Source organism: Hymenobacter persicinus, assembly GCF_004167665.1.
Lineage (GTDB): Bacteria > Bacteroidota > Bacteroidia > Cytophagales > Hymenobacteraceae > Hymenobacter > Hymenobacter persicinus.
On the sequence record NZ_SEWE01000003.1, the window covers coordinates 144,217 to 167,385 of the forward strand.

Annotated in this window: 21 protein-coding genes and 1 tRNA gene; 17 read left to right on the forward strand and 5 right to left on the reverse strand. The window is 57.8% G+C overall.

All coding sequences use genetic code 11. The features are described 5' to 3' along the window. Positions 1-152: 152 nt before the first annotated feature. From plsY to EWM57_RS02360, 5 genes are all read left to right on the forward strand, one after another. A complete protein-coding gene (plsY, locus tag EWM57_RS02340) occupies positions 153-824 on the forward strand; it encodes a glycerol-3-phosphate 1-O-acyltransferase PlsY (RefSeq protein WP_317128151.1) in 672 nt (223 codons plus the stop codon). A gap of 1,074 nt (positions 825-1,898) precedes the next feature. Further along, complete coding sequence (locus tag EWM57_RS02345) at positions 1,899-2,591, forward strand: hypothetical protein (RefSeq protein WP_129919515.1); 693 nt, start codon at positions 1,899-1,901, stop codon at positions 2,589-2,591. Positions 2,592-2,749: 158 nt separating this feature from the next. Further along, entirely contained in the window at positions 2,750-3,178 is a 429-nt protein-coding gene (locus EWM57_RS02350; RefSeq protein WP_129919516.1) for a hypothetical protein, read from the forward strand. Between the two features lie 70 nt (positions 3,179-3,248). Then, a complete protein-coding gene (locus EWM57_RS02355; protein ID WP_129919517.1) occupies positions 3,249-3,659 on the forward strand; it encodes an STAS/SEC14 domain-containing protein in 411 nt (136 codons plus the stop codon). A 127-nt stretch (positions 3,660-3,786) separates the two neighbouring features. Further along, positions 3,787-5,151 (forward strand): dipeptidase, encoded by a 1,365-nt coding sequence (locus tag EWM57_RS02360; RefSeq protein WP_129919518.1) that lies wholly within the window; start codon positions 3,787-3,789, stop codon positions 5,149-5,151. A 66-nt stretch (positions 5,152-5,217) separates the two neighbouring features. Here EWM57_RS02360 and EWM57_RS02365 read toward each other — a convergent pair whose 3' ends face one another. The 4 genes from EWM57_RS02365 to EWM57_RS02380 form a co-directional block, all read right to left on the reverse strand. Continuing rightward, positions 5,218-5,934 carry a porin family protein gene (locus tag EWM57_RS02365; RefSeq protein ID WP_129919519.1) on the reverse strand — a complete coding sequence of 239 codons (717 nt, stop codon included), beginning with the start codon at positions 5,932-5,934 and terminating at the stop codon, positions 5,218-5,220. Positions 5,935-6,033: 99 nt separating this feature from the next. Further along, positions 6,034-6,612 carry a porin family protein gene (locus EWM57_RS02370; protein WP_129919520.1) on the reverse strand — a complete coding sequence of 193 codons (579 nt, stop codon included), beginning with the start codon at positions 6,610-6,612 and terminating at the stop codon, positions 6,034-6,036. Between the two features lie 84 nt (positions 6,613-6,696). Further along, complete coding sequence (locus EWM57_RS02375) at positions 6,697-7,389, reverse strand: porin family protein (protein ID WP_129919521.1); 693 nt, start codon at positions 7,387-7,389, stop codon at positions 6,697-6,699. Positions 7,390-7,549: 160 nt separating this feature from the next. Further along, entirely contained in the window at positions 7,550-8,302 is a 753-nt protein-coding gene (locus EWM57_RS02380) for a porin family protein (RefSeq protein ID WP_129919522.1), read from the reverse strand. Between the two features lie 276 nt (positions 8,303-8,578). Here EWM57_RS02380 and EWM57_RS02385 point away from each other — a divergent pair, with 276 nt between their 5' ends. Further along, complete coding sequence (locus EWM57_RS02385) at positions 8,579-9,694, forward strand: acyloxyacyl hydrolase (RefSeq protein WP_129919523.1); 1,116 nt, start codon at positions 8,579-8,581, stop codon at positions 9,692-9,694. Between the two features lie 124 nt (positions 9,695-9,818). Continuing rightward, entirely contained in the window at positions 9,819-10,529 is a 711-nt protein-coding gene (locus tag EWM57_RS02390) for a DUF2306 domain-containing protein (RefSeq protein ID WP_129919524.1), read from the forward strand. Here the strand turns inward: EWM57_RS02390 and EWM57_RS02395 are convergent. Beyond that, entirely contained in the window at positions 10,526-11,557 is a 1,032-nt protein-coding gene (locus EWM57_RS02395; RefSeq protein ID WP_129919525.1) for a quinone-dependent dihydroorotate dehydrogenase, read from the reverse strand. The two genes, EWM57_RS02390 and EWM57_RS02395, sit on opposite strands and share 4 nt — an antisense overlap. A 238-nt stretch (positions 11,558-11,795) precedes the next feature. Here EWM57_RS02395 and EWM57_RS02400 point away from each other — a divergent pair. The 10 genes from EWM57_RS02400 (at position 11,796) to EWM57_RS02445 (ending at position 23,169) form a co-directional block, all read left to right on the forward strand. Then, positions 11,796-11,871: transfer RNA gene (locus EWM57_RS02400), tRNA-Lys, on the forward strand. Between the two features lie 128 nt (positions 11,872-11,999). Beyond that, positions 12,000-12,575, forward strand: a complete 576-nt coding sequence (locus EWM57_RS02405; protein ID WP_129919526.1) for a hypothetical protein — start codon at positions 12,000-12,002, stop codon at positions 12,573-12,575. 363 nt (positions 12,576-12,938) lie between these two features. Continuing rightward, positions 12,939-13,271: a helix-turn-helix domain-containing protein gene (locus EWM57_RS02410; RefSeq protein WP_129919527.1), complete on the forward strand. Its 333-nt coding sequence runs from the start codon at positions 12,939-12,941 to the stop codon at positions 13,269-13,271. Next, positions 13,261-13,641 (forward strand): hypothetical protein, encoded by a 381-nt coding sequence (locus EWM57_RS02415; protein ID WP_129919528.1) that lies wholly within the window; start codon positions 13,261-13,263, stop codon positions 13,639-13,641. Before EWM57_RS02410 ends, EWM57_RS02415 begins: the two co-directional genes overlap by 11 nt. Continuing rightward, a complete protein-coding gene (locus EWM57_RS02420) occupies positions 13,638-14,867 on the forward strand; it encodes a VapE domain-containing protein (RefSeq protein WP_207218259.1) in 1,230 nt (409 codons plus the stop codon). Before EWM57_RS02415 ends, EWM57_RS02420 begins: the two co-directional genes overlap by 4 nt. Positions 14,868-15,099: 232 nt before the next feature. Next, positions 15,100-15,756, forward strand: a complete 657-nt coding sequence (locus EWM57_RS02425) for a hypothetical protein (protein ID WP_129919529.1) — start codon at positions 15,100-15,102, stop codon at positions 15,754-15,756. Positions 15,757-16,110: 354 nt separating this feature from the next. Then, positions 16,111-18,477 carry a type I restriction-modification system subunit M gene (locus tag EWM57_RS02430; RefSeq protein WP_129919530.1) on the forward strand — a complete coding sequence of 789 codons (2,367 nt, stop codon included), beginning with the start codon at positions 16,111-16,113 and terminating at the stop codon, positions 18,475-18,477. After that, on the forward strand, positions 18,477-19,802 hold the full coding sequence (locus tag EWM57_RS02435; RefSeq protein WP_129919531.1) for a restriction endonuclease subunit S: 1,326 nt from the start codon (positions 18,477-18,479) through the stop codon (positions 19,800-19,802). Before EWM57_RS02430 ends, EWM57_RS02435 begins: the two co-directional genes overlap by 1 nt. Then, positions 19,803-21,188: a DUF262 domain-containing protein gene (locus EWM57_RS02440; RefSeq protein WP_129919532.1), complete on the forward strand. Its 1,386-nt coding sequence runs from the start codon at positions 19,803-19,805 to the stop codon at positions 21,186-21,188. It abuts the gene before it with no gap. After that, on the forward strand, positions 21,175-23,169 hold the full coding sequence (locus EWM57_RS02445; protein ID WP_129919533.1) for a DUF262 domain-containing protein: 1,995 nt from the start codon (positions 21,175-21,177) through the stop codon (positions 23,167-23,169). Before EWM57_RS02440 ends, EWM57_RS02445 begins: the two co-directional genes overlap by 14 nt.

Consider the following 23,169-nt stretch of genomic DNA (forward strand, 5'->3'; position numbering starts at 1 on the left):
TATCCGGCGCGGGGCTGTTTTTTGCCGTAGCGCGAACTTTAGCTGCGCTGTCCTGCGGTTGTAATTCGCGGACCATAACGACAGTTTTTCAGTCGTATCGTTCAGCTGCGCGAACTACAAAGTTCGCGCTACAGTAAAGAAGCCCGTTATCTTTGGCCGACTCCCCATTCCCCCACCTCGCCTCCATGAACCTGCCCCTGATTCTCGTCCTGCTGCTTGCTGCCTACCTTATCGGCTCCATCCCGACGGCGCTCTGGGTCGGCCGCCGCTTCTTCGGCCTCGACATTCGGGAACACGGCTCCGGCAACGCGGGCGCCACCAACACCTTCCGGGTGCTGGGCAAAAAGCCCGGCTCGGTGGTCATGGCCATCGACATTCTCAAGGGCTGGGCCGCCACCATGATGGCCACGGTGATGCTCCACCAGGGTGCCATCGAGCCCGGGCAGCTGCTTTACTTCCAGCTGGCCTGCGGGGTGCTGGCGGTGCTGGGCCACATCTACCCTGTCTTCGCCCAGTTTCGCGGGGGCAAGGGGGTGGCCACGGTGCTGGGCATGATGCTGGCCATTGCCCCGGCCACGGTGGGCGTCTGCATCCTGGTGTTTCTGGTGGTGCTGGTCTTGTTCCGCTACGTGTCGCTGGCTTCCATGTCGGCCGGAGTGGCTTTTGCCCTGCTCCAGCTGCTGCCCGCCTTCCGGCCCCAGAACCCACTGCTGCTTTACTTCGGCTTCGTACTAGCCGCCCTGCTCATCTACACCCACCGCGCCAACATCGGCCGCCTGCGCGCCGGCAATGAGAGCCGGGTACCGATGTTCGGGCGGAAGTAGGATGTTACCTACTTCAACCACTAATCCGGAAGCCAACTACCGTGTTATAGCCACCCAATGGATAGGCTCTACACGGCTGGTTATTTACGACTGGATGGAATTCCCACTAGGACAGCCGGCTCGCAACCTATTCGCCTATGATGCCAAAGGGGTATTTTTGTGGCGGGCTGAGGATATCGACCAAGGTGCTGTTGATGCCTACGTTTCGTTTCAGTCGGAGCAGCCCTTGCGCGTATGGAACTTCGCCGGCTTCGTATGTGCGATTGACTGCAAAACCGGGGAGGTGTTGGCGAAAGAGGAAAGGAGATAGCAAAATGGGTAGAGACGCATACTTGCGTCTCATCGGCCGCACCATTTGGCTTGTTTCGTTCAACGACGAGACGCAAGTATGCGTCTCTACGTCGTTCGGGCGGCTATTTCATGCAGCCGAACAGCGTCTTCGTGCTGCCCCGCCGGGGCTACTTCTTCCGGCCGCGCTTATGCCACTCCCGCACCGACAGCCCTAAGATGAGTGCCCCTAAAGCTGCCAGAATTAGCATAGCTGTGTGGCCTTCCTCCGACGACCAATCAGCGCGTTGACTACCCCCGTAGCTACTGAAAGCAAGCAGTAGATTCATGCTACTAGGCTACCCAAACCCGCTGATAAGAACCTTAGGATGCATGCTGAGAGGGCGTCGAGTAGCCCGAAGCACTAACCGGCTGGCCCGAAACCCCACCAAAGCCGGCCCAGGCCCCGCCCGCTACCCCCGAAGGGGTGAAATTAGCTGCCGGTTGGAGCTTCGGTCGTTCCGGTTGCCTCTTCGGTCGTTCCGGTTGAGGCTTCGGGGGGGCCGGTCAGTGCTTCGGGCGCTCCGGTTGGTGGTTTGGTTGCTCCGGGCGGTTCTTCGGTCGTTCCGGTTGGCGCATCAGCCGTTCCGGTTGGGGCTTCGGACTAACAAACGGGGCGTTGGTCCTGCTAATCCGGGCGATGGTCCTTCTTTTTAGGAGCGGCGGCGGGAGGGAACTAGGTTAGTAGCAGTCGATATCGAGCTGATAGTCGGCATATCCTTCCCTTTTTTTATTATCCGTCATTTTATGAAAGACAAGAACCCCGTAGCCGAGTACCCCTTCACCCAGGCCCAACTCTGGCAGCGCTGCCTGGACCTGCAATCCGCCCTCACCCGCGACGCGGCCGCGCTGGCCGGGCGGGGCATCACCGCCGCCCACCTCACCAAGCTCAAAGCCGATACTGCCGCCTTCGGCGAGATGGAGCCCGACACGGTGCTAGTGCAGGAAGGCGCCGCCGTGACCGAAGAGAAAGACGCCGTAGTGCTAGCTCTGGAAACCAGTGTGCAGCAGGTACTGAGCATCATTGCCCTGCAGGATGAGCCGCGCACGGCCCGCTACAAGCGCTTCGGCGTGAGCAGCGTGACCGATCTTACCGAGCCTAAGCTGCACCTGGCCGCCACCATGCTGGTAAAGCAGGGCCGCAAGTACCTGGCCGAGTACGCCGAGCAGGGCCTGACGGCGGCAATGCTCGACGCGGTAGCCGGGCACAACGAGGCGTTTGTGGAGGGCCTAGCCGAGCGCAAGGAGGCCGAAAACACCCGCAGCGGGGCCACGCGGGCGCGGCTGCTGTTTGCCAACGGCCTCTACCGGCAGCTGGTGCAGCTCTGCGCCGCCGGCACCTCGGTGTGGCAGCTTACCGACGCGGCCAAGGCCCGGGAGTACGTGGTCGACCCGGCGGCGGTGGCGGCCCGGCCGGTACCGCCCAAGCCGGCGGGCTAAGGCCCCGGGCCCGGAAGGAGTGTGCCCCGGTGACCGGTTAGCCGGGCACCGGGGCATTTTAGTGTCCGTCGGGCTAGGGCCGGCGGGGTGGACGCGGTACCTTTAATCCAACCATTAGCCGCTCGCGCTGTTGGGAAGCTGATACTTCTTTTTTGCTGATGACTGACATTACCCTTATTGCTGAGTCCTACGGCTCCATGCTGCTGGCTCCGGACGTGCCCTGCCTGATCGTGCAGTGGCACGGCTTCGCCAACCAGGCACAGTTTCAGTCGTTGATGGACCGCGGCCTGGCCCTGTACGTAGAAGAAGCCCGGCGGACCCAGCCCCTGGGCTGGCTGGCCGACACCCGCCACGTGGGGGCCACCACGCCCGCCCTGCAGGAGTGGCTGGCCCACGACTGGAACCCGCGGGCCTACGCAGCCGGCATCCGGCACTGCAGCTTTGTGGCGCCGGAAAGCGTGTTCGGGCAGATTTCGGTGCAGCAGTACACGGCCCACACCACCGAGGCCGCGACCTACCGGATTGAGCCCGCCTACCATCGTACCCTGGCCGCGGCCAAGCGCTGGCTGCGCGAGCAGTTGGCGTAGCGCCGCCTCCTGGCCCCGGGTATTACTTTTCTCTTTTGCCGACCCTTGGTGGCGGTGTTGCCCTATCCTTATGAAACAAGAACTGCAAAGCTCCCTGGGCCGCCCCTACATTACCATCGAAGATGACCAGGCCAACCGCTGGATTTCGGTCGACTGGGCCGGCTATCTGACTCCCGACAGCATCAAGGCCGGTGCAGCGGCCTACATTGCGGCCGTGGCCGAGTCGGGCTTTAACTGCGTGCTCAACGACACGCGCAAGGTGCTCGGCCCCTGGGACCATTCCCTCGACTGGGTCGTCAACGTGTGGGCCGTGGAGGCTACCGCCGCCGGCGTGCGCCACTTCGCCATGGTTTCGACGCCCGATTCCATGGCCGACGCCTCGGCCGCCAAGTTCTACGCCCAGCTCAAGGGCTTCGAGGTGCGCATCTTCGGCAACGACGACGACGCCAAAGCCTGGCTGCGCACGGTGTGCGGCAAGTAGAGCCGGCTGGAAAACCACCGTCATGCTTCGCCTTCGGCTCTGCATGACGTTCTGGTTATAGCCTAGCCGTCGGCTCCCGGCTTCTGCCTACTTTTACCCCCGCATTTCCACCTAACCCCACCGCCGCATGGCTTCTTACCTCGAAAGCAACCAGGAACGTTTCTTAAGTGAGCTGCTCGACTGGCTGCGTATCCCGTCCGTTTCGGCCGACCCGAAGTTTCACGCCGACGTGCTCAAGGCCGCCGACTACCTTAAAGCCCGCCTCGAAGAAGTAGGGGTGGAGAACGTGGAGCTCTGCCAGACCGCCGGCAACCCCATCGTCTACGGCGACAAAATCGTGGATCCCAGCCTGCCCACGGTGCTCGTCTACGGCCACTACGACGTGCAGCCCGCCGACCCCTACGAGCTCTGGACCTCGCCGCCGTTTGAGCCCGTCATCAAGGACGGCAACATCTACGCCCGCGGCGCCTGCGACGACAAAGGCCAGGTCTACATGCACGTAAAGGCCTTCGAAATGCTGATGCAGGACGGCGGCATGCCCTGCAACGTGAAGTTCATGTTTGAGGGCGAGGAGGAAGTAGGCTCCAGCAACCTGGGCATCTTCGTGAAGGCCAACAAGGAAAAGCTCAAGGCCGACGTCATCTTAATTTCCGACACCGGCATTCTGGCCAACGACGTGCCCAGCATCGAAGTAGGGCTGCGCGGCCTCTCGTACCACGAGGTGGAAGTAACGGGCCCGAACCGGGATTTGCACTCCGGCCTTTACGGCGGCGCCGTGCCCAACCCCATCAACGTGCTCTGCAAGATGATTGCCTCCCTGCACGACGAAAACAATCACATTACCATCCCCGCCTTCTACGACAACGTGGACGAGCTTTCGGCCGAGGAGCGCGCCGAAATGGCCAAGGCTCCGCACTCCGACGAGGAGTTCAAGAAAAGCATCGGCCTGACCGACATCTACGGTGAGAAAGGCTACAGCACCCTGGAGCGCACCAGCATCCGGCCCACGCTCGACGTGAACGGCATCTGGGGCGGCTACACCGGCGAGGGCGCCAAAACCGTCATTGCCTCCAAGGCCTACGCCAAAATCTCGATGCGCCTGGTGCCCCACCAGACCTCCGACGAAATCACGGCCCTGTTCCAAAAGCACTTCGAAAGCATTGCTCCCAGCGGCGTGACGGTGAAAGTAACGCCCCACCACGGCGGTGAGCCGGTCGTGACGCCCACTGATTCGGTCGCCTACAAGGCCGCGGCCGACGCCATGGAAACCACCTTCGGTAAGCGCCCCATCCCGACCCGCGGCGGCGGCTCCATCCCCATCGTGGCCATGTTCAAAACCGAGCTGGGCCTCGACTCCGTGCTGCTCGGCTTCGGCCTCGACTCGGATGCCATCCACTCGCCTAACGAGCACTACGGCGTATTCAACTTCCTGAAGGGCATCGAAACCATCCCGCACTTCTACCGCAACTACGCGGCGGCCATGAAAGGCTAGGGTAATTTCGATGAGCAACAAAAAAGCCCGGTTCCTGCGCAGGAACCGGGCTTTTTTGCGCGTGAGCTACTCGTTGCCAAATGGTAGAATATAGCTCACGCTGGCCTGAATGACTTGGTTGTGGCCCATTTCCTTGTCGGTATACCTACGCGCCGGGATGTAGGAGTTGTATTGCTCCTCCGTGAGCTGTTTGAGGACGTGCCGCAGGCCGTAACTGTAGCGCACCGTCAAGGCCAGACTGTGGGGCAGCTTTACCCCCAGGCCCGCTACAGCATTGCACTGCCACCGCTCGAAGCTTTCGGGACTGTACTCCGTGTAGCTATAGGGGCTACTGCCCCTATAGGTGGTTACCTCGTCGCGGGTTCCCACCAGGAACCCAGCCTGCATTCCCAACTCTCCAAACAGCCGCTTGCCACCTGCTTGCACCAGCACGGGCAGCTCCAGATAATCCAGCTTGATGCGGTGTTTGTCAAGTGCATAAAAAATGCTAGACCCTCCGCCACCGCCGCCGTAAAAGCCGGAAAATGCGGTGCCTTGGCGCGAGTACAGCAATTCGGGCTGCACCGATAGCCAGGAAGTAAGCTGATACGTCGCGAAAATACCGCCCATAAACCCTAGCTGCGGGTGAGGAGCACTTTCCTCCCTGGTGTAATACTGTTTGCGGGTGGCATCGTTGTTAGCCCAGTTGGCGCCGGCCCGAACCCCGACCTGAACCGTGTTTTGGGCTTGCGCCAGCCCGGTGGCGCACACACATGCCGCCAGCGTCAGGTAAATCTTCTTCATAATAGGAGTAAGAGTAATAGGATAAGAGTAGCCGAAGTAACGTAAAAAAGCCCGGTTCCTGCGCAGGAATCGGGCTTTTTTGCGGTGGCTTACTTGCTGCTACCAGCCGCCGAAAATGTAGCCGGCGTAGAGCTGAAAGGCCTGGTTGCGACCCGTGGACGGGCCGGCGTAGGCTGGGTCGTTGGCCGTCAGGATACTGCCGTTGTAGCGCAGCCCGAGGTTGGGGCCGCTGGTCCACTGGTAGCCCAGGCCGGCCACATAGCCGAAGTCGACGGCGCGGAACTGCTTGTTGAGGTCGGTGGAGCTGCCTTCGTTGCCCTGCTTGGCCGAGAGCAGGAAGCCTACCTGCGGTCCGCCCTCGAAGAACAGCCCGTCGGCGTACACTTTCAGCAGCAGGGGCACGTCGGCGTAGAGCAGGCGGGTTTTGGGCGCGTTGGTCACGTTTTTGAATTCGTCGCCCTTCATCGATACCAGCGCTTCACCCTGCAGGGACAGGAAGTCATTGAGCAGCAGATTGGACACCAGGCCCCCGTGCGCCCCGACCAGGTAACCGCTGCCGTTAGGCTTGCCCGCGAAGTTGGTCAGGCTACCGCCGGCCTTCACGCCCAGCTTGATCTGAGCCTGGGCAGTGAGGGAAAGCGCGCCCAGCAGGGCGGCAAGAATGCTGATCTTTTTCATACACAGCCGTTTTAAGTGAACTACTGAAAGGCCGCCGGAATCCTACGGCTCCGGCGGCTTTCCGAACAAAGCGGCGGCCGCGGGCTAGTTAGGAATCAGGAAGCCCAGCGACAGCTGCACGGCCGCGTTGCGGGCATTTTTCAGGTCGCCGTCGAAGTACGTGCCGTTGTCGCTCTTCACAAAGTCGCTGAAGGCGCCGGTGTAGCGCAGGTTCAGGCTCACGCCGTTTTCAGCTTGGTAGCCCACGCCGGCCACGTAGCCCAGCTCGTTGCGGTTGAGCTGGCTCAAGTCCTTTTCACTGTGACTGGTCGAGGTGCGCGTGTTGCCGGTCAGGCCCGAGGTGGTCGTCACGGTGGTTTCGTCCTTCACGTTGAGCAGGTAGGAGTACTGCGGCCCGGCCTCAAACACGAAGCCGCTGGCGTTGATTTTCAGCAGCACCGGCACGTCGAGGTAGTTGTAGTTAACCTTGCCCTCCCGCGACTGAGTCGTACCGAAGATGTTCTTGTACTCGGTGGTCTTGTTTTGGAAGCCCTTCTGCGAAAACAGCACTTCGGGCTGTACCGAGAAGAAACCGTCGCCGGTGATATCGGCGTTGAGCATTACCCCGCCCAAAAAGCCAAACTTGTTGTTGTAGGTGTTCTCGTTTTCGAGGTTGCCGGCGAGGTTGGAGTAGTTGGCGCCGGCCCGCAGACCGAGGCGAACCTGGGCCTGAGCCGTGGTTGAAAACAGGGCGCCGGCGGCCAGCAAGGAGGCCAGCAGGAAGGAGGTCTTTTTCATGGTGCGAAAATCAGTTGGTGAGAAATGCACGGTGCCGGCCGCGGTACCGAGCGGCCGGCAGTAAGGTTTAAACGCCATTTTCAGGCCAATCAGGTGGGGTAGGGACAAAAAAAATGTGACAACCGGGGTGGTTGTCACATTTTCAAGGAGTTGGGGGAACTTATTTGCCCAGGGGCAGCAAGTAGCCCAGCTGCAGCGCAAAGCTGCGGTTGAATGCCTTAGGCTCGTTCTTGGCGCTGACGTCCTTGGTGTCGAACAGCGACTTCAGGCCCTGGGTGTAGCGCAGGCCGATGCTCAGGCCGCCTTCGGTCTGGAAGCCCAGGCCGGCCAGGCCGCCGATGTCGAAGCTGGACAGGTCTTCCTTGGCATCGGTGGTGTTGGTCACCGACTTGTCCTTCGAAGCGTTGGCCGTGTTGTACTTGGTGGTCACGGTCAGGTCCTGGCTGGAGCGGGCCATGTAGCCCACCTGCGGACCGAGCTCGAAGTACAGGCCCGTAGCGCCCGTGCTGGCCCGTACCGGAATCGGCAGGTCGATGTAGGTCAGAATGCGCTTGCCTTCCACCTGATACTTATCCACGGTGGCGTCCTGGCCGTTGGCGGTCAGCGTAGCGCGGTCCGTCACGGTGAAGGAGCGCTTGAAGCCTTTGCGGTCCACGAGGATTTCGGGGGCCAGCGACCAGAAGCCATCGGAGCTCAGGGGCAGCTGGAACGACAGACCGGCCGTGAAGCCGGGAATATAGTTGATGTCGGCGCCGCTGTTGGGGCCGCCCACGTTTTTGGCGTCCTTGCCGCCGATGGTGGAATACGTACCGCCAGCGCGCACGCCGATGCGGGTGCCATTGCCAAATTGGGCGTTAGCGGTGCCGATGCCAGCAGTAGCTAGGGCACAGGTGAGTACAACGAGCTTTTTCATGGCTAGTAAATTCAAGAGTGAAATGGGGGGGTGGGTTTGGCAGCTTTACTTCCGGTCGAAACAACACTCAAGCTGGTTTATGGGCCTAATACTGAGAAGTGGCCGGTCAGGGTTGCGGTTGAGCAGCAATTTTGTCCGGAATTAATTAGATGATAATCTGATGGTTTCCAGGCAAGCCCAACAGTAGTAAGTGGTTACGAGAGGTTGAAAACAGGAAAGTTTCCGCCGCCGGGTAGTGGGGGTTTTACTATTTTTGGGACGCTGCATTTTCGCCTTATGCTCTTCGTTGCCGTTCGTGCTTTTCGTATTCCGCTGGCGGCTCTGGCCGGCCTGCTCAGCCTGCCGGTGCTGGGGCAGCACGCCGCGCCCGGGCCGCTGATTGTCGGGGCCTACGCCCAGGGCAGCTTTATCATTGCCCACACCCCGGCCGTGAAGCACTTGGCCGTGTCGCACCCGACGGGCGTGGAGCTGAACGTGCAGCGGCAGACCAACGGCTCGGAGCCCTGGCACGCCTGGTATAAGTATCCCAAAATCGGGGTCAACTTCGTCTATTACGACTATCACAACCCAGTGCTGGGTCGTTCCTACGCCTCGAGCATCTATATCAACAAGAGCTTTTTGCGCACGGCCCGCCACGAGCTTAACTTCCGCATCGGCACCGGTATCGGCTACTTCCCGGTGCGCTTCGACCTCGAAACCAACCACAAGAACACCATTGTCAGCTCCCGCCTGAATGCCATGCTGCAAACCCGGGTGGAATACGACGTGGCCGTGACCGAGCACTGGGCTTTGTTGCTGGGCCTGGGGCTCAACCACTATTCCAATGGGGCCACCACCAAGCCCAATTTCGGTATCAACCTGCCTACGCTGCTCGTGGGCTTCAACTATCACCAGCAGCGCCCATTTCAGCCATTTTCGCCGAGCCCGGCCACCAATGAGGGCGTGGGCCTGGGTCGCAACTTTCTGGATCTGAGCACCAGTATCGGTTGGAAGCAGCGCAATGAGTCGGACCGTCGTAAGTACGCCGTTAACTCGGTGTCGATAATGGGCGGGCGGCGCGTGAACCGCAAAAGCAACCTCGTGCTGGGCCTGGAAGGCTTTTACGACCGAAGTCTGGTGGCTCAGCTCCAGGACACCACCCGCTCGGGCGAGTACCGCCCCGACGTGAAGAAGGCCGGCGTATTTGTGGGGCACGAGCTGCTGTTTGGCCGGCTGGCCTTCGTGTCGCACTTGGGCTTCTACGTCTACAATCCCTACAAGTCCAACAAGTTCTACTACGAGCGGCTGGGCCTGAAATACCACGTCACCGACCGATTCTGGGGCGCCCTCGACCTGAAAGTGCACCGCGGGGCCGCCGACGTAGTAGAGCTTAAAATCGGCACTACGCTGTAGGCGGGCGTTGGGCTGAGGAACGGAATCCGGCGGCTCAGCGGCCAAATGCGACGGTTGGGCAGGTTTCGTTGACACTGAGCCGGGCCAAGTGCTTACTTCACGACCCTATCTAGCTGCTCTCCCCATGGAAACGTTTCTGCTCGCCAACCGCTGGATTCACATTACGGCCGGCTTCATTGGGTTTTTCGTGGCCCCCGCCGCGCTGTACGTGCGCAAGGGCGGGGAAGCCCACCGGCTCTGGGGCCGGATTTTCTTCTGGGCCATGGTCGTGGCCGGCAGCACGGCCATCGTGTCGGCCGTCTACCATGGACTCACGTTTTTGCTGCTTACGGGCATTTTCAGCCTGTATCTGGCGTGGTTTGGCTACCGTTCCCTCTACCACAAGCACCTAGGCCGCGGGGAGGCCCGCCCCGCCCTGGCCGACTGGCTGGGAGTGGGCCTGGGCACGGTGGTGTTTGCCGGAACCGTGGTATATGGGCTGCTGCACCTGCGGCAAAACCCGGTGCCGGTGGTGTTCGGCGGCATCGGGCTGATGACTACCCTGCGGCAGCTGCGCAGCTTTCGGCGCATTGCGCCCTGGCCCGCCGGGCAGTGGCTGCACAACCATATTTCGGGCTTCGTGGGCTCTTACATTGCGGCGGTATCGGCGTTTTCGGCCACCAGCCTCACGTTTATTCCCTTCCCGCTCAACTTTCTGTGGCCCACCCTGCTCATGGTGCCCGCCCTGATCTGGGTACAGCGGCGCTACAAGGCCAAGTTTGCCCAGGGCCACCGTCCCGCCGACGTGGTGGAAGTGCGCATTCAGCCCGAGCTGGCGCCGCCTGCGGGGCGCTAGGGCCGTATCAGCGCCTGGTTGATGCGCTTGACCAGTGCCGGTCCTTCGTAGATAAAGCCGGTGTAGAGCTGCACCAGCGCGGCACCGGCGGCCAGCTTTTCCAGCGCGTCGGCCGCCGACGCAATGCCACCCACCCCGATAATAGGCAGGCCGCCATCGGTGCGCTGGTGCAGGTAGCGGATAACCTCGGTGGCCCGCTGGCGCAGCGGCCGGCCGCTGAGCCCGCCCGCGCCCAGACCCGCCACGGTGGCTGCCGGCGTGCGCAGGTCGGCCCGACCGATGGTAGTATTCGTTGCTACCAGGCCGCTGAGCTGGGTTTCGCGGGCAATGAGCAGAATGTCGTCGAGCTGCCCGTCGGTCAGGTCGGGCGCAATCTTGAGCAGTAGGGGCTTGGGCCGGGGCTTGGCCAGGTTGTGCTCCTGCACCTGCTGGAGCAAGTGAATCAGGGGCTCTTTTTCCTGCAGGGCGCGCAGGTTGGGCGTATTGGGCGAGCTGACGTTGACCACGAAGTAATCCACCGTGTCAAACAGCGCTTCGAAGCTGGCTACGTAGTCGGCCGCCGCTGCGTCGTTGGGCGTGTCTTTATTCTTGCCGATGTTGCCGCCGATAATCAATGGGGCACGGCGCTGCCGCAGGCGCTGAGCTACTGCGGCGGCACCGTCGTTGTTGAAGCCCATGCGGTTGATGAGCGCCTCATCCTGGGGCAGGCGGAACAGGCGCGGGGAGGGGTTGCCCGGCTGGGCCCGCGGGGTCACCGTCCCGATTTCAACGAAGCCGAAGCCGAGCGCCGCCAGCTCATCGGTCAGGTCGGCATTCTTATCGAAGCCCGCGGCCAGCCCCACCGGGTTGCGAAACTTTAGTCCGAATACTTCCCGCTCCAGCTGTGGATGCTCAAAGCTGTAGAGCTGCCGCAGTAGGGCAGCCATGCCCGGCAGGCGGCAGCTGCGCTTGAGGTTGTCGAAGACGAAGTGGTGGGCCTGCTCGGCGTCCAGTTGAAAAAGCAGTGGTTTAAGCAGGGCTTTGTACATGGCGGACCGCGGAAAGTGCGGTGCAAAGCTCCTACTTATTCCGCTAGCTCCCGTGCCTGGCTTACTGACATTTGTTGAGAAGTTTTTTCGGAAGGTATCTAGATGGAAATAAATGAGATAAGTGCGTACTGCCGGAAAGCGTCAACATATAAGCGCGGAAAAATTTGGATAGAACCGCCAAGTATAGCACTTTTGCACCCCCACAAAGCGAAAACGATTCTTTCGCGGAGCGGGAAATGATTCTGTAGCTCAGCTGGTAGAGCAGTACACTTTTAATGTACGGGTCCTGGGTTCGAATCCCAGCGGGATCACCAAAAACCTCGATTGCAAGCCGCAATCGAGGTTTTTTTGTTACTGGGGCCGCATGTGGGACCGCAGTTGACTGTGTAAAACGATACTTTTACTGCCGGAAGAGGCAATTTTAGTAAACTATCCTAAATATATGCCCAGCAACAAGGTAAAGCGCCCAGCTTTTACCCTAGAAACCGCGGTAAAGAAGTTTGTATACTCTCAATCCGTGCTAACAGCCTTTGCTGATGCAAGTGAAAAGGGGGAGTCTTTTACTTGGCCCCTGAAGCCAATTGATGTAGGGAGTCTGAAGAACCCACTGGCTTTTCCTCGCATTTTCGAGGTGGGTTTGGCTGGGCAGCCTATTCCAGCTTCCTTGGAAACTTGGGATGCCTTTTTTATCCAACGGCTGCGAACCGGTGGGGCTGAACCTTTCAGTTCAGGAATTGTGCTGAAACCTTGCTCAGAGTACAATAAGACACTAATTACTTTCCATCTTGGTCAACTAGATACCACCCGTGCCAGAGCCGATTTCCAAGGGTACATGCGACGGGTATTGTTGAACAGCATTACGAAAGTACGCTCAACTGATAGTGCAGAAACCGTGCAGGTACTGTATGAAACGCTTACTTGGCTGGAATCTTATAGCAAACAACTATCCACTCAATATTTAGCCGAAGCCAAAAAGAAGGAAAAGGAAGACACATCACGATCAGGCAAAAAATCTTAGCCTTTAAGTTGTTGTTTGTATACGAAGAAATCAAACTCTTAAATCAGACAGATACCCTCGAACAAGTTGACTTTATCTATGACCAAATTGGAGGTGACAAGTCCGCTATCAAACGTAGTCTGGATTCGAATATCACGGAAGCTTCACGTGAAAGGTTGAAAGACTTCATCTATACTGAAGAGAATTTCGAACAAGCCTTGAGGTTTATTCATCGTATCCGCCCGCTCCTCGATACGGGTGCCTATAGTTTGGCGCACGCTAGTAAAAAATAGCAAAACCTGAACTTTTGTGGGAACGGCGTACCTCCCGCGCATTTCCCACCGAGCAAATATTTGTCTTCACTTAACCCAATAAGAAAGGCAAATGAAATATCCCCCACCACTGCAGGAAGCGACACTGATCGTATTGTCGCTGCCCCAATTCCAAGATCTGTTCAACAGCCTCTTGGATGAAAAGCTCTCCCCCTTCGTGCAAGCTATTAAGGCTGGCGGCAAGCAAGGCGGAGTAGAATACATGACCACCCAGCAGGCGCTGGACTTCATGCACCTCTCCAAGCCGACGCTGAACAAGCTGCGCCGCGAGGGCCGCATCACAGCCTACAACTCGTCGGATAAACGGGTGCTCTACAAGCGTAGCGAACTGGCCGCCTATCTGGATGCGGCTAAGCAGAAGGGAGGGACGGTCAATGCTGGCTAAGTTCACCGAATTGTTGATTTTCATCTTCCGGCTCAGCCAGGAGGTAGAAATCTGGACCGCGATGAAACCGGGCTGCTCGATATCGCCTCGCGCAAAAGAGCGGCAGGTGTATCTGCGCAGGGCAGTAAAGGTCATCTTCAGCTTGGTGACCGAATTGCAGGAGATGCTGCCGGACAGCGCCGTGGAGGCCTCCCAGCAGCGCCCGATGTTTTGGTGGCTGCTTGAGCAAGACATAGCCCAGACGCTGAAAGGTGATCCGCAGCTTGATGGCGTGCTTGTATACATTCTCAAAGAAGGTGCGACAGAGAAGAAGCGGCCGAATTTCGGCATGCTGTACTACCAAGTACCCTTGGAAGACCTGGCGGCGTGAAACAGGTCAATCTTCCCCAAGCAGATTCGCCGGCAAAGCCGGCGGGGGGTAATCCCAAGCTGCACACCACCGAGGTCTACTTGCGCAAGCACTACGACTTCCGCTATAACGAAGTGAAGGAGGTAGTGGAATGGCGCCCGGCGGGCAACGCTGTTCTCTACCAACCGCTGGATGATTATAAGCTGAACAGCCTCCATCGGGAGCTGGCTCATCAGCAATGCCCCCTGGGTACCGATGCTCTGTATCGGTTGCTGGCCTCCGACTTCACGCCCCGCGTCAATCCCATCCAGGAATATTTCACCGGGCTGGGCCTGACACCGCTGGTGACGGGCTATATTACGCGGCTGGCTGCCACGGTCACGGTGGTCGATCCGGTTACTTTCGCGCTGTATCTGACCAAATGGCTGGTGGCCGTGGTGGCCAACGCATTGACCGAAGAGGCCTGTCAGAACCATACGTGCCTGGTGCTGACTGGTGGGCAGGGCCAGTATAAAACCACGTGGCTGGAACTGCTCTGCCCACCCAGCTTGGCGAAACAGTACCTGTTCACGGGCAAGGTGCACGTCGAAAGCAAGGATACGCAGCTGCTGCTGGCGGAGTATCTCTTTATCAATGTTGATGACCAGCTCCGCACACTCAACAAGCAGGACGAGAACTCGCTCAAGACGCTCATCACCCAGCCTTCGGTGAAGATCCGCCGGCCCTATGGGCGCATCATTGCCGAGTTGCCACGGCGGGCGTCCTTTATGGGTAGCGTCAACGGGGCCGATTTTCTCACCGATCCGACCGGTTCGCGGCGGTTTCTTCCGTTCGAGGTAGAAGCCATCGACATTCAGGCGGCCCGCTTGGTGGATATCGACGCGGTATGGCGCGAATCCTATCAGCTTTGGAAGAACGGATTCCAGTATTGGTTTGCTGATGAAGAGCTGCTGACGGTGCACGAACGCAACCGGAAGTTCCAGCACGATACACCGGAATACGATCTGGTGGCGGCGCGTTTCGAGCCGGGCGAGGTTTTTTTGACCCTGGCCGAAATCAAGGAGCGCCTGCAGGCTAGCCTGACCACGCGTAATCTGCGCGACAAAGCGGTGGGGGAGGCCCTGACCCGCCTGGGAATGCCGCGGGTGCAGCGGCGTATTGGCAGCGACCACCGGGTAGGGGGCTATCTGGTGCAGGAGCGGCTGCAAGCCGAGTGGACGGACAAGCCCTCCCGTCCGACTTCTTAATTCCACCCTTTTTACTCTTTCTTCCCGTGCCAGCCGTGACGGCGGCTCCTGTGCCTCCCAGCAGCCTTTTAGTCGGGTAGCGTGGTCTGACCGTCACGTGACACCAGTAGCCGGCATAAGGCCACTAGAAGCTTATTGTGGGCGTGTCACGGCTGACACGGGAAGAATGCCGCACAACTCTCGTCAGGACGATAGCTCCCGGCAATTCCATCTCAATCCGATTTTCTTCCCTATGAACATCTCCGAAAAAGAATGCAGCGTCTGCGGTGAGCCGATTGCAGGCCGTACCGACAAAACCTTTTGCAGCGCAGCCTGCCGGGTGCGCGCCCATCGTCAGCGCCAGGTAGAATCCATCGACGTGGACTTTGAAGACGTCTCTTCCGCCAAAGCGGCCCCGGTCACCGGCCTGCTGCCGTGGCAGGAGCCGGCCCCGCCCGTCGCTCCGCCATTGTCCGTGGTATCTTATCAGCCGGTCAGTTCGACTTTCCATCCAGGAAACGATTATCTGACCCGCTACCGGGCGGAACAGGCAGCGCAGGAAGCCGACCAAAAACGTCGTCATGAAGAAGCCTTGTGCCGTGAGGTGCACGAGCATTATGTGCAGGCCATCGAGCCATTTTTGGAATACGAAGGCCAGCGCCTCCATGTGAAGCAATTGCAGCAACTCTTGGATGTGGTCCTTGATGCGCGGGAAGACTATAAGCAGCACCCGCGTTTGGCCCAACCGGAGAACGTTGTTCGTCAGCGCCTGAATGATCTGTGGGACGTGGCGCAAGAACTCCGCGAAACTCAGCAGGAAGCCCAAAGCAACTTCTTCACTGGTCAGAAAGCGCGGTACGATCTGACGAAGAAATGGCGCAAGCAGCTGCGGGAACGACTGCTGGAATAAGGGTTAGTATCGTTACAGAAACGGGTATTGTAACGCGTAGTTAACGGTTGGTTACGTCTCTGAAACGTTTCCCTGAAAACCCTCTCTACACCAACTAGAAAAGACACTACAAGCTGTAGTGTCTTTTTTGTTACCCAATATTCTCCGAATGGAGCTGGCTGCCTCCTACATGTACAACTAGCCACATAGGCGAGGGGAAATGCCCCAGGTTTATCTGTTCTGAGTACATCTTCTCAGCTACAGACTTTAATGTCCACAAACTCTACATTAGTTGCAGTCTTTTAGATAGCCCAACTTATCTTGCAAGGATATACTCTCATACTTCCTTTGATTTCCTTCTCCTCTTTGCTTTAGATGAATACTGCCGTCCATAACAAGCTTGTTTCCTTTATCTGGTCTATAGCAGACGACTGCCTGCGCGACGTCTATGTCCGCGGCAAGTACCGTGATGTAATCCTGCCCATGGTGGTGCTGCGCCGCCTCGATGCGCTGCTGGAACCGACCAAAGACGCCGTCATGGAAGAGCTGGCTTTCCAGCGGGATGACGCCGGCCTAACCGAGTGGGATGAGGCTGGCCTGCGCCAGGCCTCTGGGTACGTGTTCTACAACACCAGCCCCTGGACGCTGCAACGCCTGAAAAACACGGCCACCAACAACCAGCAAATCCTGGTGGCCAACTTCGAGGAATACCTGAACGGCTTCAGCAGCAACGTCAAGGAGATTATCGAGAAGTTCAAGCTCAAGGCCCAGGTGCGCCATATGGCCAACAAGGACGTGTTGCTGGACGTGCTGGAGAAGTTCACCTCGCCCTACATCAACCTCACGCCCTTCGAGGCAAGCGACCCTGACGGCCGCAAGCTGCCTGCCCTGAGCAACCTGGGCATGGGCTACGTGTTCGAGGAGCTGATTCGCCGTTTCAATGAGGACAATAACGAGGAAGCCGGGGAACATTTTACCCCCCGCGAAGTCATCGACCTGATGACGCACTTGGTGTTTGAGCCCATCAAGGATACGCTGCCGTCAGTCATCACCATATACGACCCGGCTTGCGGCTCGGGGGGCATGCTCACGGAATCGCAGAACTTCGTCAAAGACGAGGACGGCATCATCAAGGCCTCTTCCGACGTGTACTTGTTTGGCAAGGAAATCAACGACGAGACCTACGCCATCTGCAAGAGCGACATGATGATTAAGGGCAACAACCCTGAAAACATCCGCGTCGGCTCCACGCTGGCTACCAATGAGTTTGCCGGGCAGCAGTTCAACTTCATGCTCTCCAACCCCCCGTACGGCAAAAGCTGGGCTTCGGAGCTGAAATACATTAAGGACGGCAAGGACGTTATCGACCCGCGCTTCGTGGTGAAGCTGCGCAACTACTGGGGCGAGGAAGAGACGGTGGATGCTACCCCGCGCTCCAGCGACGGCCAGCTGCTGTTTCTGATGGAGATGGTGAGCAAGATGAAGCCCCTGGACCAGAGCCCTGTGGGCTCGCGCATTGCCTCGGTGCACAACGGCTCCTCGCTCTTCACCGGCGACGCGGGCGGGGGCGAGAGCAACATCCGCCGTTACCTCATCGAAAACGACTGGCTTGAGGCCATCATCCAACTGCCCAACAACCTGTTCTACAACACGGGCATCACCACCTACATCTGGCTGCTGAGCAACAACAAGCCGGCCCAGCGTCGCGGTAAGGTGCAGCTTATCGACGCCAGCCTGCTCTACCGCAAGCTGCGCAAAAACCTGGGCAACAAGAACTGCGAGTTCTCCCCCGAGGACATCCGCGAAATCGTGCGCGTGCACCAGCAGATGGAGGCCGTGGAGAAGCAGGTGAACCCGACCACCGGCGAGGACCAGGGCATTGCCGCCAAGCTCTTCGACAACCGCGACTTTGGCTATTACAAAGTAACCGTGGAGCGGCCCAAGCGGCTGATGGCCCAGTTCACGGAGGAGCGCATTGCCACCCTGCGCTTCGACAAGGGCCTGCGCGAGCCGATGGAGTGGGCCTACGCCCAGTACGGCGAGGCCGTGTACACCGAGCTGGCCCAGCACGAAAAGGAGCTGCTGCACTGGTGTGAGCAGCAGGAGCTGAACCTAAGCGCTAAGCAGGCCAAAGCCCTGTGCAGCCCCGATACCTGGAACCGGGGGCTGCTGCTGCTGCAAACGGCGACCCGCCTGATGCAGCGCGTAGGCACCGATATCTGGCGCGACTTCAACAAGTTCACCGACGCCGTGCACGAGGCTCTGATGGGCATGGGCTCCAAGCTAACGGCCGCCGACCGCAACGCCATTCTCAATGCAGTAAGCTGGTACGATGCCTCGGCGGAGAAAGTGTTGAAGGGAACGGCCAAGCTGAACGGTCCCAAGCTGGAAACACTGCTCGAGCGCCTGGGCTGCACCGAGGCCCAGTTGCCGGACTTTGGCTATTACCCAACCGGACGCAAAGGAGAGTGGCTGCAGTACGAAAGCGAATCGGACCTGCGCGATACCGAGTCGGTGCCGCTGAAAGAGGAGATATATTCCTTTTTCATGCGCGAGGTGCGGCCCCACGTCGAGGAGGCCTGGCTTAACCTGGAAACTACTAAAATCGGCTATGAGGTTTCCTTTAATAAATATTTCTACTGCCACAAGCCCCTGCGCGACATCGAGCTAGTAACTCAAGAAATTCTTGCGTTGGAGCAGGAAAGCGAAGGGCTTATCCACGATATTTTAACGCTTGTCTAATGGAATCTGCTGTTACTGAAATTGGGATTCAGAAGTACGAGGTGTATAAAAGCTCAGAAGTAGAATGGCTAGGAGAAATTCCCGGACATTGGCTTCTATTACCTGGTTCAAGAATTACAAACGAGCGTTGTGAAAAGAATAAAGGAATGGTTGAGAAAACCGTTCTGTCTTTGAGCTATGGGAAAGTGGTAATTAAGCCAGAAGAAAAGCTGGTGGGTTTAGTGCCTGAATCTTTTGAAACATACCAGTTGGTTTATCCTGGCGACATTATTATTCGTCCGACAGATTTGCAAAATGATAAGACAAGTCTAAGAGTTGGTTTAGCAAAGGATAAAGGCATAATAACCAGCGCTTATATCAATATGAAAGTAAACGCGGGCTATTTAGGTAGATATTACCACTATTTCCTTTATGCGCTGGATATAACTAAAATGATTTATTCACTTGGTTCAGGTTTGAGGCAAAATCTGAGCTATGAGGATTTCAAAAGGTTGAAGTTTCTAGCCCCCCCGCTTGAAGAGCAAACAGCCATTGCCAACTTCCTAGACCGCAAAACCGCCCAGATTGACCAAGCCATTGCCCAAAAGGAGCGCCTAATTGAGCTGTTGCAGGAGCGGCGGCAGATTCTCATCCAGCGGGCCGTTACGCGCGGCCTCAACCCTGATGTGCCGATGAAGGACAGCGGGGTAGAGTGGATTGGGGAGATACCGGCGCATTGGCGTTCTGTGAAAATGAAATACTTAACTGAGTTTATTTATGATGGAACTCATGGAAGTTATCCAAGGAGCGACGAGGGGTTTAGACTTCTAAGTGTTAGAAATATTGTTGATAATAAATTTGTATTTAGAGAAGATGATAGCTTGGTTGCAGCAAGGCATTTCAAAGAAATTTCTTCCAAATTTTTGGTTAGAGAAGATGATATTCAATTAGCAATTGTAGGTGCAACTCTAGGGAAAGCAGCAGTGGTTGAGTCTGTTGATGAGCCGTTTGTTACACAGCGGAGCATAGCAACTATTAGAGTTGAGAAGAAAAGTGTTTTACCTGTTTTCCTTCTTAATTATATAAGAAGCGAGAGTTTTCAAAAGTATCTCTGGCTAAATGCTGGCTTTTCTGCTCAGCCTGGTGTTTACCTAGGCACTATTCAAGACTCTACTGTTCCCATGCCTCCCATTCAAGAGCAGTTTGAAATTACGACATACATCGGCATTATATCTGATAGCATTAATGCTGCAATAAGCTGCAAGAAGAGAGAAATAGGAAAGCTCCGCGAATACAAGTCTACTCTCATCAACGCTGCCGTGACAGGCAAAATCAAGGTGTGCTAGATGAACAACATGGACGTAGTGGAAAGACCGGCGGCAGCGGTTGGCCGGGTGCGTAAATCCGTGGCCGAAATTATTTCGGTGAGGCAGTTGCTGGCCAAACCCAACTTGCGAATTCCCCTGTATCAGCGTCCCTACAAGTGGAGCCTGCAACACGTGGGGCAGCTGCTGGACGACGTGCTCCAACACAAGGGCAAATCGGCCTACCGCTTGGGCACCGTGGTGCTGCACCAGGACGAGGACGGCCTGCTCAACCTGGTAGACGGGCAGCAGCGCACCGTTACGTTGGGGTTGGTGGCCCGGGCGCTGTACGAACTGCGCAGCTGTGAGGGTGATGCGCAGGCGTTCAAACCAGACCTTAGCCAGCTGCGCTTCACCGGCCCCGTATCGCGGGAAAACCTACACCGCAATTACCAGGCAATTCGCCGCCGCATCGGCGCCTTCGACGAGGCCACCACCCGCTTCTTTTTTGAGCGGTGCGAGGTGGTGCTGGTCGTTATCGACGACCTCTCGGAAGCCTTCCAGTTCTTCGATTCGCAGAACGCCCGCGGCAAGGAGCTGGCCCCCCACGACCTGCTCAAGGCGTTTCACCTGCGCGAAATGGGGCACCTGCCCGAGGCCGTGCGCATGGCCACCGTGCAGCCCTGGCAAGACGCCGACCAGCAGGACCTGGCCCGGCTGTTTCACGATTACCTGTTCCGCATTCGCAATTGGGCCAAAGGCCGCCCGGCCCGCGACTTCACCCGCGCCGACGTGGCCGTCTTCAAAGGCGTAAATCTGCAAGGTCCGCAAACCCACCCCCACGAACGCCTGCACCGCATGGCCGACGTGTACGTAGCCGGCTACCGCCAGCATCCCGACCGGCAGATTGACGGCCAGCAGCTGGCCTACCCCTTCCAGCTCGACCAGACTGTAGTAGACGGCCAGCGGTTTTTCGAGCTGGTGACACACTACCAGGCGCAGGTAGCAGCCCTGTGCCACTTCAAACAGCTCCGGGACCAACTCCCCGAAACCAGCACTGCCCACCGGATTCTGACCACCCTCGACCAGTACGAAGGCCACCACCGTACCGGCGACCAGTATGTGCGCATGCTCTTCGAGTGCGCGTTGCTGTATTACGTGGACCGGTTTGGCCACCACGAGCTGAGCCGCGCTATTGAGGTGCTGTTTGTGTGGGCCTACCGGGTGCGTCTGGAACTCCAGTCTGTGCGCTTGGCCTCCATCGATAATAACGCCCTACAAGGCGTACAGATGTTCCAGCTCATCCGCGAAGCACTGGCCCCGCACGAGGTGCTGGCTGCCCCACTGCCTCCGGTTGTCAATGCAGTTGCCAGCCGGGTAGAAAGTCTGAAAGAGCTATTCAAGCAATTGCACTATGAAGTCAGCTAGTATTCCCGAAGAATATTCTATTCGTGACTTATTTGGCTCCGGCCACTACGTCATCCCCCTCTACCAGCGCAACTACGCTTGGACGGAGCAGGAAGTGCTCCAGCTAATTCAGGACGTTGCGGATTACGCGCTCAATAAGCCAGATACCCGGTATCGTATTGGGACGCTCATTGCCTATGAGCGGGAGAGCGAACAAGGCATCGTGCGCGAAACCATCGACGGGCAGCAGAGGCTAACCACGCTCAACATTCTATTGTGCGCGTTGAAGCGCGAATACGCTGATAAATTGTCGAAGCAGCAGCTGGACCAGCTAACAACTCGCTTCCAGCTCAACCTGCAATACGACAGCCGGCCCTCGTCCACGGAGACGCTACGCGTACTCTTCCAAGAAGGCTCCCTGCGCTTTTCTTCGGACAAGACCTATAACACCGAAATCAGGCAAGCCTACGAAGTGGCTATACGAAGTCTGCGCCATCTCCCAGCCGAAAAGGGAATTTCGGTGAGCCAGTTCTTTGGCTACTTGCTCGACAACGTTTCCATCCTGTTCGTGACGGTGCCCCCCGACACCGATTTGAACCACTACTTCGAGATTATGAACAGCCGGGGGGAGCAGCTCGAAAAACACGAAGTGCTCAAGGCTCAGCTGCTCAATGTGCTGCGAGAAGACAATCAGGCCAGCCATTGCTTTAACCGAATTTGGGAGGCCTGCTCCTACATGGAGCGCTACGTACAGTACGGGTTCGAGCCCAATGTGCGCAACGTGCTTTTCGGCGAGGATTGGAGCCTGCTGCGGGCTAAAGACTTTGCTGACGTGGCTGAAAAACTCCATAATGGCCAAGTGCCTGGTTCGCACCTCGACGAGTACGACCTCGACACCATCCTTAGTGAGCGTACACCTGCGCTCCAAAACAGCGCCGCGAAGTCCGATAGCGACGACGCCTCGCGTTTTACGGCCGTCATCAACTTTCCTAATTTCCTGCTGCACATCCTGCGGATACAGGTAGCCGATGAAGCGCGGCGTACAAATGAGGCTGTTGACGTGCAAAGCCAAGTCAGGCTGGACGATAAGGATTTGCTGAACGCGTTTAATGCCCAACTCAACAAGGCTCCGGATCAGCAGAAATTCGTTCGGGATTTTGCTTACAACCTACTCCGCGGCCGCAATCTGTTGGACACATTCGTGCTGAAGCGCGAATACGACAACACAGGGGATGGTTGGAGCCTGAAGGCAATGAAAAAGAGCTCGTCGGCATCGGCGTACTATACTGGTACCTTCGGCGACGATGAAACGGGCCTGAACCGGGAGGTGCTGATGCTGCTGGCCATGTTCCATGTGTCGAACCCCACTCAGATTTATAAACACTGGTTAAGCGGGGCGCTCAACTACCTGTTTGCTCAGGAGCGGGTCACGGCCCAGCAGTACCGTAACTACCTACAGCGGCTGGCCAACGGCTTCCTGTTCAACCGCTACCTGACGGATGCCAAGCAGGACTATTACGAAATGATTTTCACGCCCTATGGATTGAACCGGCAGCCAACTCTGAACGAGGAGCTGCTGCATCAGGGCACGGGAGTGGAGAATTTCGTTTTCAACTACCTGGATTTTCTGCTCTGGAAGCGAGACCAAAAGCAAGTCTTCGAGTTCACTTTCCGCAGCTCGGTTGAGCATTATTTCCCCCAGCATCCGGTTGGCGCTGAGGAACTGGATGGACGGTATTTGCACCACTTTGGCAACCTCTGTCTAATCAGCTCCGCCAAGAACTCTCTCCTGCGTAATCATTTGCCGTGGGCCAAGAGACAGCATTATAACCACGTCAAGTCCGACAGTCTCAAACAGCGCCTGATGATGGATTTGACCACTGAGAATAGTGACTGGAACGTCGAGGCCATCAAGGCCCATGGCCAGGCTATGAAGGACCTACTTTTAGCTCAGAGGCCCGGAGAAGGTATTTCACTTGCCGTACTAACAACGCTGTTATAA

Bases quoted from the DNA above. Each gene is read 5' to 3' on its own strand.
- EWM57_RS02345 (WP_129919515.1), top strand. From the start codon at position 1,899: ATGAAAGACAAGAACCCCGTAGCCGAGTACCCCTTCACCCAGGCCCAA.
- EWM57_RS02350 (WP_129919516.1), top strand. From the start codon at position 2,750: ATGACTGACATTACCCTTATTGCTGAGTCCTACGGCTCCATGCTGCTG.
- EWM57_RS02355 (WP_129919517.1), top strand. From the start codon at position 3,249: ATGAAACAAGAACTGCAAAGCTCCCTGGGCCGCCCCTACATTACCATC.
- EWM57_RS02360 (WP_129919518.1), top strand. From the start codon at position 3,787: ATGGCTTCTTACCTCGAAAGCAACCAGGAACGTTTCTTAAGTGAGCTG.
- EWM57_RS02365 (WP_129919519.1), bottom strand. From the start codon at position 5,934: ATGAAGAAGATTTACCTGACGCTGGCGGCATGTGTGTGCGCCACCGGG.
- EWM57_RS02370 (WP_129919520.1), bottom strand. From the start codon at position 6,612: ATGAAAAAGATCAGCATTCTTGCCGCCCTGCTGGGCGCGCTTTCCCTC.
- EWM57_RS02375 (WP_129919521.1), bottom strand. From the start codon at position 7,389: ATGAAAAAGACCTCCTTCCTGCTGGCCTCCTTGCTGGCCGCCGGCGCC.
- EWM57_RS02380 (WP_129919522.1), bottom strand. From the start codon at position 8,302: ATGAAAAAGCTCGTTGTACTCACCTGTGCCCTAGCTACTGCTGGCATC.
- EWM57_RS02385 (WP_129919523.1), top strand. From the start codon at position 8,579: ATGCTCTTCGTTGCCGTTCGTGCTTTTCGTATTCCGCTGGCGGCTCTG.
- EWM57_RS02390 (WP_129919524.1), top strand. From the start codon at position 9,819: ATGGAAACGTTTCTGCTCGCCAACCGCTGGATTCACATTACGGCCGGC.
- EWM57_RS02395 (WP_129919525.1), bottom strand. From the start codon at position 11,557: ATGTACAAAGCCCTGCTTAAACCACTGCTTTTTCAACTGGACGCCGAG.
- EWM57_RS02405 (WP_129919526.1), top strand. From the start codon at position 12,000: ATGCCCAGCAACAAGGTAAAGCGCCCAGCTTTTACCCTAGAAACCGCG.
- EWM57_RS02410 (WP_129919527.1), top strand. From the start codon at position 12,939: ATGAAATATCCCCCACCACTGCAGGAAGCGACACTGATCGTATTGTCG.
- EWM57_RS02415 (WP_129919528.1), top strand. From the start codon at position 13,261: ATGCTGGCTAAGTTCACCGAATTGTTGATTTTCATCTTCCGGCTCAGC.
- EWM57_RS02425 (WP_129919529.1), top strand. From the start codon at position 15,100: ATGAACATCTCCGAAAAAGAATGCAGCGTCTGCGGTGAGCCGATTGCA.
- EWM57_RS02430 (WP_129919530.1), top strand. From the start codon at position 16,111: ATGAATACTGCCGTCCATAACAAGCTTGTTTCCTTTATCTGGTCTATA.
- EWM57_RS02435 (WP_129919531.1), top strand. From the start codon at position 18,477: ATGGAATCTGCTGTTACTGAAATTGGGATTCAGAAGTACGAGGTGTAT.
- EWM57_RS02440 (WP_129919532.1), top strand. From the start codon at position 19,803: ATGAACAACATGGACGTAGTGGAAAGACCGGCGGCAGCGGTTGGCCGG.
- EWM57_RS02445 (WP_129919533.1), top strand. From the start codon at position 21,175: ATGAAGTCAGCTAGTATTCCCGAAGAATATTCTATTCGTGACTTATTT.